This is a genomic window from Paenibacillus sp. P3E (assembly GCF_001909045.1).
Classification (GTDB): domain Bacteria; phylum Bacillota; class Bacilli; order Paenibacillales; family Paenibacillaceae; genus Paenibacillus_AQ; species Paenibacillus_AQ helianthi.
This window is the reverse complement of the sequence record NZ_LVWH01000209.1, coordinates 132,477-140,701: the sequence shown is the minus strand read 5'-3', so window position 1 is coordinate 140,701 and position 8,225 is coordinate 132,477. Positions and strand designations below refer to the sequence as shown.

General features: G+C 47.6%; 9 protein-coding genes. 8 read left to right on the top strand and 1 reads right to left on the bottom strand.

From position 1 onward, the window contains the following. Positions 1-218 precede the first annotated feature (218 nt). The 3 genes from A3842_RS26755 to A3842_RS26745 all read left to right on the top strand — a co-directional run bounded on the left by A3842_RS26755 (position 219) and on the right by A3842_RS26745 (position 1,362). Entirely contained in the window at positions 219-590 is a 372-nt protein-coding gene (locus A3842_RS26755; protein WP_074085728.1) for a hypothetical protein, read from the top strand. A gap of 60 nt (positions 591-650) precedes the next feature. Beyond that, a complete protein-coding gene (locus tag A3842_RS26750) occupies positions 651-830 on the top strand; it encodes a YfhD family protein (RefSeq protein WP_178382417.1) in 180 nt (59 codons plus the stop codon). A 157-nt stretch (positions 831-987) separates the two neighbouring features. Continuing rightward, a complete protein-coding gene (locus tag A3842_RS26745; protein ID WP_074085726.1) occupies positions 988-1,362 on the top strand; it encodes a hypothetical protein in 375 nt (124 codons plus the stop codon). 152 nt (positions 1,363-1,514) lie between these two features. Here A3842_RS26745 and A3842_RS26740 read toward each other — a convergent pair whose 3' ends face one another. Then, positions 1,515-2,951, bottom strand: coding sequence for an MDR family MFS transporter (locus A3842_RS26740; protein ID WP_074103316.1), 1,437 nt, complete (start codon positions 2,949-2,951; stop codon positions 1,515-1,517). Positions 2,952-3,077: 126 nt separating this feature from the next. Between A3842_RS26740 and A3842_RS26735 the strand changes: the two genes are divergently transcribed. The 5 genes from A3842_RS26735 to A3842_RS26715 all read left to right on the top strand — a co-directional run bounded on the left by A3842_RS26735 (position 3,078) and on the right by A3842_RS26715 (position 8,138). Next, positions 3,078-3,716 (top strand): TetR/AcrR family transcriptional regulator, encoded by a 639-nt coding sequence (locus A3842_RS26735; RefSeq protein ID WP_074085724.1) that lies wholly within the window; start codon positions 3,078-3,080, stop codon positions 3,714-3,716. A gap of 136 nt (positions 3,717-3,852) precedes the next feature. Further along, positions 3,853-4,668, top strand: a complete 816-nt coding sequence (locus A3842_RS26730) for a DUF2935 domain-containing protein (protein WP_074085723.1) — start codon at positions 3,853-3,855, stop codon at positions 4,666-4,668. A gap of 234 nt (positions 4,669-4,902) precedes the next feature. Next, the gene (locus tag A3842_RS33640; RefSeq protein ID WP_074103315.1) at positions 4,903-5,814 is read left to right on the top strand and encodes a methyl-accepting chemotaxis protein; all 912 of its coding nucleotides are present in this window, start codon (positions 4,903-4,905) and stop codon (positions 5,812-5,814) included. Between the two features lie 136 nt (positions 5,815-5,950). Next, positions 5,951-6,514, top strand: coding sequence for an RNA polymerase sigma factor (locus A3842_RS26720; RefSeq protein ID WP_074085721.1), 564 nt, complete (start codon positions 5,951-5,953; stop codon positions 6,512-6,514). Then, positions 6,474-8,138, top strand: coding sequence for a DUF4179 domain-containing protein (locus tag A3842_RS26715; RefSeq protein WP_074085720.1), 1,665 nt, complete (start codon positions 6,474-6,476; stop codon positions 8,136-8,138). Before A3842_RS26720 ends, A3842_RS26715 begins: the two co-directional genes overlap by 41 nt. The last annotated feature ends 87 nt before the right edge of the window (positions 8,139-8,225 follow it).

The window sequence follows — 8,225 nt, the reverse complement described above, 5'->3', positions numbered from 1 at the left end:
ATTTTACAGTTAAGCAGGGGGTTGTTATATACTACTTTTGTACCATATTAAGGAAAAAAACGGGGAGATGTCCTTTAAATCCTAGTTTTTTTGTAGGAAATGCAGAAAGGTTATAAGGCAATGCCACTTTTGATAGGTTACGCATAAATTTCTCCCCCTAAATGCAAAATAGAATTGTACACATTGGCGTTTCGCATTCCAGGAAGGCAGGGGTATAGATGTCTGAAAAAAATATACTGGCTTATTTTAAAAGTCCTGAAGCTGCAGAGGCAGTCTCCCGTAAGCTGCAATCCCTCCGGGTTATTGATATGTCGATAGACCGGTTCAGCAAATATCCGGGAGGCGCCCGATATTCAGGAAATAATCCGTTGACGGGGGATATTCCAAGTCTGGCAACCATGACGCTTAATTCCACGCTGGACAGTCATTCTGCCGGAATTTTGGCGGCAGCGGATTCAAGTGCTAGCGGGATGAGTCATGGCGGAGAGGGAGGGCCGACAGGCCGAGATATTTTGCTGACGGTTGTGCTTGATTCAGAGGTTTTTGATCAGGCGCTGTCCTTAATTGAAGAGGCTGGCGGAACGATCTGATGCCTCAGGGCTCTATACAATCTTATAGGGATGAATCTATATGGGAGGGGGGGGATTATAATGGACAGAGAGAACTCGAAAATCTTCTCTAAGACGGACAAAATGAAAATGCTCTATGAAGCGAAGGCCGAGGATGTTGTCTATTCTGCGGCAGAAGCAGACATGGATGACCTGGAGGCGCAGGACCGCTCACTGGAGGCTGACAAACGTCAGCTTCATGAGATTCTGAAGAAGGAATAGACCTTAACTTATTATAGAAGATACCCCACGGCTGTGGGGTTTTTTGCGTTTAGGGCAGAGAGTGTGGCAGGAGCATTACTAGCAGGGAGAGAAGTATCTGCTTCCGCCAAGGAATACGTAGTATAATTAAGCACACAGGGTAAATAGGGGGATTACTATGGATAACATCGTGTTATGGAGCGGGCTGGCCCTGGTGGTGGCACTGCTAACCTTTTTGAACCAGAAGCAGGTCTACTCTTCCAAAGTAAAAAGGGCTTACGGAGAGCTGCGTGAACTAACCGTTAAGATCCGCAGCGGGCAGTCGGAGAACGCTGATGTGAGCCGCTGGGAGAGCGCGCTTGCGGAGATGGGTAAGCATCCGAATGAATTCAACAAGCTGGAGGCGGAGATTGGCTTTCGTCGGGCTTTTGTCACATACCTGGAGCAGCACTATCCTCAGGACCCGAGATTGCCCGAGTTGCGGGAAGCCGCAGCTTTCCAAAAGGATTCTGTCTGGGGTATTAAAATGGGGGATTATGGTTCGAAAAAGTAACTGTCCCAGAAGGATGGAATGGGATGGTGTACCGTTTCTTCTTTTATAATGGGAGAAATAAAGAACGTTGGTTGATGGAAATCTGCCAAAGAGGGGCCTGCAGCCATTTGTGGCTGCAGGCCCCTCTTTGGACTAGAACTCATAGCTATCGGTCAGGCTTTCTTTGCTGCTGCAGCTTTTGACAAGAAAACTGAGGGAATAAAAGCAGCTACCGTGAATCCAATCGACCACCAAAAGGCTGCATGAAATGCGTCTGCAACCGTCCGGGCATCTGGTGCTGAATGGCCCGAAAGCTGATGTGCGATGACAGTTGCCAGTATGGCCGCTCCAAATGCTCCCCCGATGGTCTGGAAAATCCGTATTGAAATACTTGCATGTGGAACCTGATCCTTGCGTAATCCGTTATAGGCCGAAACCATAACGGGAATCAGGAGTCCGTTCAGAGCCGCGCCCCTTACCAGCAGCGCCGCTGAGAGCAGAAGCTGATTGGTGTCGGGACCCGCGAAGGCAAACGGCAGTGTTGCCGCTACTGTAACAAGTAGACTTAGGATCACGATGATCCGCGAGCCCATTCGGTCGGACAGCCTCCCTATCCAGCTTCTGGTCAGCAGCATGCCAATCCCCTGAGGGATTAGCAGTACACCCGTATAGAGCACACTTTCACCACGTACCTGCTGATAGTATAATGGCAAGAGGAGCAAAGCTCCGTTCATGACCATGCCTGCAAGGAACACTGTAGCATTCGAAGCGGAAAAAATGCGTGATTTGAAGAGACGCAGGTCAAGCAGCGGTGCTTTTTTGGTACGTAAAGCGTAGACGATAAAGGCCGTCATAAGGACGAGACTTGTCACCAGGGGAAGGATTACCCGGCTGCCCTTCAAACCGCCATAATTACTGATCTGGGCAATGCTGTAAATGAGCGTGGCGAAGGCTGGTGACAAGAGAAGAAGGCCGGCTATGTCGAGTGACTGTTTGCTTGGGGACGGCTTGTCAGACGGTATTCCCCGCCAGGCCAGCAAAAGGGCAATTATAGTAATGGGAATATTCACATAGAATATCCAGCGCCAGCTTAAGGCGTTAATCATGATTCCGCCCAGGACAGGACCGAGAATGGGGCCCAGTAAGGTTGGCACACTGATAATCGACATCACCCTTCCGAGATTTCGGCCACCCGTGGTCTGGACAAGCACTGTTTGCAAGGTAGGAATCAATATCCCTGCGCCGACTCCCTGCAGAAGCCTGAAGCCGATCAGACTGCCAGGATTCCACGCCAGAGAGCAGAGAACGGAGCCTGCAAAAAATACAACGAGTGCAAACATGTATACCTTTTTGCCGCCAAAACGATTGACAGCCCAGCCGGAAACCGGTACTGCCATGCCCATGGTCAGAATATATCCGGTAATTACCCATTGAATGACCGAAACAGTGCTGTTCAGATCATATCTGAGTGTGTCTATCGCCACATTGACCATCGTTGAATCAAACAGCGGCGCTAGAGCACCAAATACCAGTACAAGGGCTACTTTGAGTACAGCAGGATCGAGCTTTTCAATCTGTGCTTTTTGAGGTTTGGCTTGAATATCTGACATGTAAAGACTCCTTCTATGCACCTTTTAAGGTACGGTACGTACCGTACCTTATTGATAATAAGGTATACTATCTTTACCTGAAATGCAATGAAAAAATGGTGAATATATATGAAAGAAGGAATAGCTATGGATCAAACGCAAAATGATCTGTTATCTCCACCTGAGCAATCAAAGGGGGAGGAGGATCAGCCCAAGGGCGCACGCCGCCGTGGCGATGTCCTGGAGAATGCTATTTTGCAGGCTGCCTGGGAGGAACTTGAAGAGGTTGGATATGCCCAACTGACGATGGAGAATATTGCGGTACGGGCAAAAACAAACAAAACTGCCATATACCGCCGCTGGCCGAACAAAGTCAAGATTGTGGTTGCGGCCATCGTCAAGCATGTGCCCCAACCGGATATTTTTGCCCCGGCAACAGGTGACCTTCGCAAGGATGTGATTAATCTGCTTCAGGGAATCTCGAAGCCCATGCAAAAGATTGGCGCGGAAACCATGCATGCTCTGATGGTGGAGTACCACGGCAATGACCTGTCCTCGCAGCTGATGCGTCCAAAAACTGAAGATAAGCTGAACATCGCCATGAAGAACATTTTAAAAAACGCGCAGAAGCGTGGTGAGGTCAGACTGGAACAAATCAATGAGCGGGTGATTTCTCTTCCTGCAGATTTATTGCGCTATGAAATCCTCACCACCCATGAGCCGGTATCGGATTCAACGATTTTGGAGATCGTGGATGATATTTTTTTGCCGCTGGTTCGTCAATAGTTGCTGCCGATAAGTTGTATATTTGAGCGGGAGCCTATTTCGGCAATAATTGTTAGGCAACAACCATCATAGAGGACAACCAAACTCCATATGCATAACTGTAGATGATTCCATTTATGCAAGGGAGGAATAGCCATTGGATGAATTTGTGGCCCGGTCGCTAGATGAAATACGTTTTTGGTCCAGGATCATGAAGGAGCATTCCTTTTTTTTGGGTTTGGGGTTTAGGGCTGAGGATACGCAGCTCAAGAATGAAGCCAACCAGTTTTACGCTATTTTTGAGGAGATCGAGCGCAGGTCCTATGAATTCCAGATTGGGGTTGATCCCCACACCATTCAGGCTTTTAATACGGAGGTTCGTATTGCGGCGACCAATATCTGGGCGTTCAAAAGAAAAGTGCTGGGCCTGATCCTGCAATGCAAGCTTCCGGGACAAACGAATTTTCCTTTACTGGTGGATCATGTTAGCCGGGAGGCTAATTATTTCAGAAACCGCTTGGAGGAGCTTAATTCGGGAAGACTCGAACCGCTGCCTGATGCCATAATTGATGAGAATGTCTTTTTCCTGAAGATCATGGCCGATCATGCCAAATTCATTGGTCATTTGCTGGACCCGTCAGAACGGAAACTGGTCGATCAGGCACGGGAATTCAGTAATGATTTTGATAAGCTGCTGTTTCAGGCCATGGATTTGAGCCACATGCGACCGCAATCTCAAACGCCTCCGCTCCTCAGCCAGTTCGTGGACGAAAATCGGGTATCTGTAAAATCATTGCGTGATTTCAAGAAAACCGCACGTGATCTAATCGATGAATGCCGGATCAAAAGCATCATTCACCCTTTACTGGCGGATCATGTATTCCGTGAAGCAGAACGCTTTCTCTTTATTCTCGATATGTTTGATCAATCGTTATCCGGTGTTAAAGTGAACAAACGGGAAATCCTGCATTAAATATTCCGAATGAAATTAGCTGCAAAGGCTCAAAACCGCCGGCAAAAAGTCTGCGGTTTTTTTGTTTTTTGTGGAGGCAGTATAAAATTGTTTTTTTACCGTAACGATTTATGGAACAATTTCTTCATTTTTGTAATCCAAAGCTCTGATTTAACCGTTAATATGAAAAAGGGATAAAGTGAAAATTTGAAGTTCGCAGGATCATAAATTTGAGTGTTACGGGGAGAAGTCATTATGGAGAATGTATCGGCCCAGGAAGTTACAGATGCCCTCGTTATTAGAGCTTTGGAAAAAAACCTCGCCTTGATCCGCTTTAATCTTGAGCGCAAAGTGGCCTATGTCAATGAGGTTTTCGCCAGTTCAATGAAATACAGATCACAGGATATGTACGGGATGCAACACCGTGAATTTTGTTTTCCTGCATTCGTGAACAGTCCGGATTATGAAATGTTCTGGCAGGATTTACTCTCCGGCAAGAGCTTTCAGGATAAAATCGAACGGATGGACTCCGAGGGCAATCCGGTATGGCTGGAGGCTACGTATATGCCTATTTTTGATGAGACAGACAAGCTGGTCATCGGTGTGACCAAGGTCGCAACTAATATTACCTCCAGGCAAATCAACATTAGCGATGTAGTGGAGCGAATGCAGGAGATGGCCGACAGTCTGAATCAGCGTGCAGAAAAAGGGATTGAGCGGAGCCAGGAGCTGCTGCTGAGCATTGACAAAATCGCCGGAGTCTCGAGTGAGAATACCGTGACGCTGGTCAATCTGCAACATAAAGCTGGAGAAATTCAAGGTGTGGTACAGACGATCCGTGATATTGCCTCGCAAACCCATCTGCTCGCGCTTAACGCGGCAATTGAAGCTGCACACGCCGGTGAATTCGGGCGCGGGTTCGATGTGGTGGCCAAAGAAGTCCGAAAGCTGTCGGCTATGGTTCAGGATTCTATCACTGAGGTACGTGACAGCGTAAAAGGTATTACAGAGGAGATTGGCAGAATGTCCTCAGGAATAGACCAGGTTCAAAATAGTGTAGAAGAAAGCCAGCGGCAGGTTGAGGTCGCCCTGCAGGAGTTCACCGGAATCGCAACCTCAGCGCAGGAACTGGATACCCAAGCCCGTGAAGTGCTGAATATTATCTGACCGGACTATATAAACAGCATGGACCTTTTTACGAAAGGTATCCATGCTATTTTTTTTGATTAATACTCCAGAAATGAACCTTTTACAGGGCTGGTTTGTTGAATACATAAGGAAACAAGAAAGGAGGGCGCATGAGTTGGAGAGCAACCGGGAAGTGTTCGAAACCTACAATAAGGATGTGTACCGGACCTGCTATTACATGGTGCATGATGCGGCGGATGCTGAGGACCTGTGCCAGGAGGTTTTTATTACGGTTTTTCGCAGCAATTGGCAGAGTATTGATTATCTCAAAACCTGGATCATGAAAATCACGGTAAATGCCTGCCTGAATCATCTGAAGCGCAGGCGCAGCCTGCAGCACAAGTTGGCGGACAATCTTCATCTGTTTCAGGGAAGAGGTATGGCGAAATCAGTAGAAGGGCTGATCGAGCAAAAAGAAACCTCGCAGGAGTGGGTGGTTCATCTCTCTCGGCTTCCTGTGAAGATCCGGGCGGTGCTGACCTTGAGGTACATGCACGACTTCAGCCTGGCTGAAGTGTCGGAGGCGCTGTCCATTCCGCTCGGAACAACCAAATCAAGACTGCACAAGGGCCTGAAGCTGATGAAGAACGTGCTGCTGGAAGCTGGGATGCCGGAAGAGGCGTGGAAAGGAGAACCTTATGAAGCAACTGGAAGATGCACTCAAGCGTCAATTAAATGAAGACCAAGCCATAACTTATCCTGATTTCGATGAGATGTGGACACACATAGAGCAAGCAGAAAGCGACTCCTCCTGGTTACAGGCAGGCAGAGCTTCTGCTATTCCCCGCCGTCCAAGAAGCTGGAGCAAAATTGCAGCTGTAGTTTCGCTTAGTGTGCTTGTGGCTGCGGCTCCTGTATATGCGGCGATTCACTATGATTGGGGTAACCTTTTACGCAGCAATGAGGGGATTCAGGCGGCATTAGATCAGAACCTTGGACAGTATTTGGGCCAATCCATAACTAAGGATGGGGTGACGCTTACGCTTCAGACAGCCATTGTGGATGAGAACCGAACGGTCATACTTTATAGTCTAGATGTTGGGAAGCATAGAGAAACCGATTTCTGGAATGTGAAGGGTATGACCTTAAAGGGAACGAATAGCAGCTACAAGGAAGGTGAATATAACTACGAGCAGTGGGATGAGGAAAATCAGAGGTATAACGGTTATTTTGAGAGTGATTGGACACCGGGTCAGGATACAGCGAAGATTATTTTAACTGCAGATGCAGTGACAGCCGTAAGTGTTCAGGACCTGGAGATTCCACTTGACATCAAATCCATGGAGATGCAGAGCTTTCCAATAGGCAAGGGGGGCATGCAAAAGGTAGAAGTCCAGCCCTTTACCCAAAGCAAAGATAAGCTGCTGCTTTCTTCGGCCGTTACTTTCGATGATCCTATGAACAAGGAAGGGATATTTCCGCAGATTGTCGCATACAACGGCACGACTAGGGTAACTGATTTGTCAGGTGGCACCTTTGGTGAACCGGGGGAACACGGGGAATACAAGATGAGGCAGTATTTAAAGACGGACGATATCACTGCAGGGCAGACTGCCTTCAAGCTGGAGTACTCTAAGCAGGAACAGAACATCTCCGGACCATGGTCCTTTGACCTGCAATTGAGCAAAAAGCAGATGGAGAGCGGAACGCATATAAAGGCACTGCAGCTTCCGCTGGAGACGGGCGATACAGAGAATACGATTGAAAAATTGGCGGTTACCCCCACGCAAATCCGTCTCTCTGTAAGAACTGAGGGCAAAAGCTTCAGAAGGCAGATGCCGTATAAAAAATATTTTTTAGAGGTAAGCGGCAAAACGCTTGAGGGGAAATTTTTTGGATATTTGAAGGACGACCCTACTTTACTCAATCTCCGTTTTGAGCGTCCTGCAGGACTGTTGGTTGACGAGGGCACACCGATCACTTTTGTTGGAAAATATAAAGTGACGATTCATACCGAAGATAAAGCTCCGACACTTTTAAAGAATATATCGACCCAGAAACAGACCTTGATCCGCGATGTTGGCGGTTATCCTGTGGAGTGGACGTATTACATGCAGGGAAAAGACCTGTACATTGAAACTGGCAGTGACGACCCTCATTTTGGCGGGATTAACCAGACTCATCTGGGCGAGAGCTACGACAAACTGCCTGGCAAACCCGTAACCGCAAACTTTAGCGGGGACGGGAATAATAAAGCCATTGATGTCTATAAAGACTTTAAAGACAGAGAGGTTTCCCTCTATATGTACTACTACACAACAGACGATCCGGACAAAGAGACGCGGGTACAACTGCAGCCTTAAATCCGCTGTGATTATTAGAAAAAATACGTAAACGATTTTTAGCATTGGAGGTGTCCAGACCCATTGGGGGGTGAGGGCACCTCTTTA

What these genes read in the sequence shown, in the direction of transcription:
- A3842_RS26755 (WP_074085728.1), top strand. Translation starts at nt 219, where the DNA reads ATGTCTGAAAAAAATATACTGGCTTATTTTAAAAGTCCTGAAGCTGCA.
- A3842_RS26750 (WP_178382417.1), top strand. Translation starts at nt 651, where the DNA reads ATGGACAGAGAGAACTCGAAAATCTTCTCTAAGACGGACAAAATGAAA.
- A3842_RS26745 (WP_074085726.1), top strand. Translation starts at nt 988, where the DNA reads ATGGATAACATCGTGTTATGGAGCGGGCTGGCCCTGGTGGTGGCACTG.
- A3842_RS26740 (WP_074103316.1), bottom strand. Translation starts at nt 2,951, where the DNA reads ATGTCAGATATTCAAGCCAAACCTCAAAAAGCACAGATTGAAAAGCTC.
- A3842_RS26735 (WP_074085724.1), top strand. Translation starts at nt 3,078, where the DNA reads ATGGATCAAACGCAAAATGATCTGTTATCTCCACCTGAGCAATCAAAG.
- A3842_RS33640 (WP_074103315.1), top strand. Translation starts at nt 4,903, where the DNA reads ATGGAGAATGTATCGGCCCAGGAAGTTACAGATGCCCTCGTTATTAGA.
- A3842_RS26715 (WP_074085720.1), top strand. Translation starts at nt 6,474, where the DNA reads ATGAAGCAACTGGAAGATGCACTCAAGCGTCAATTAAATGAAGACCAA.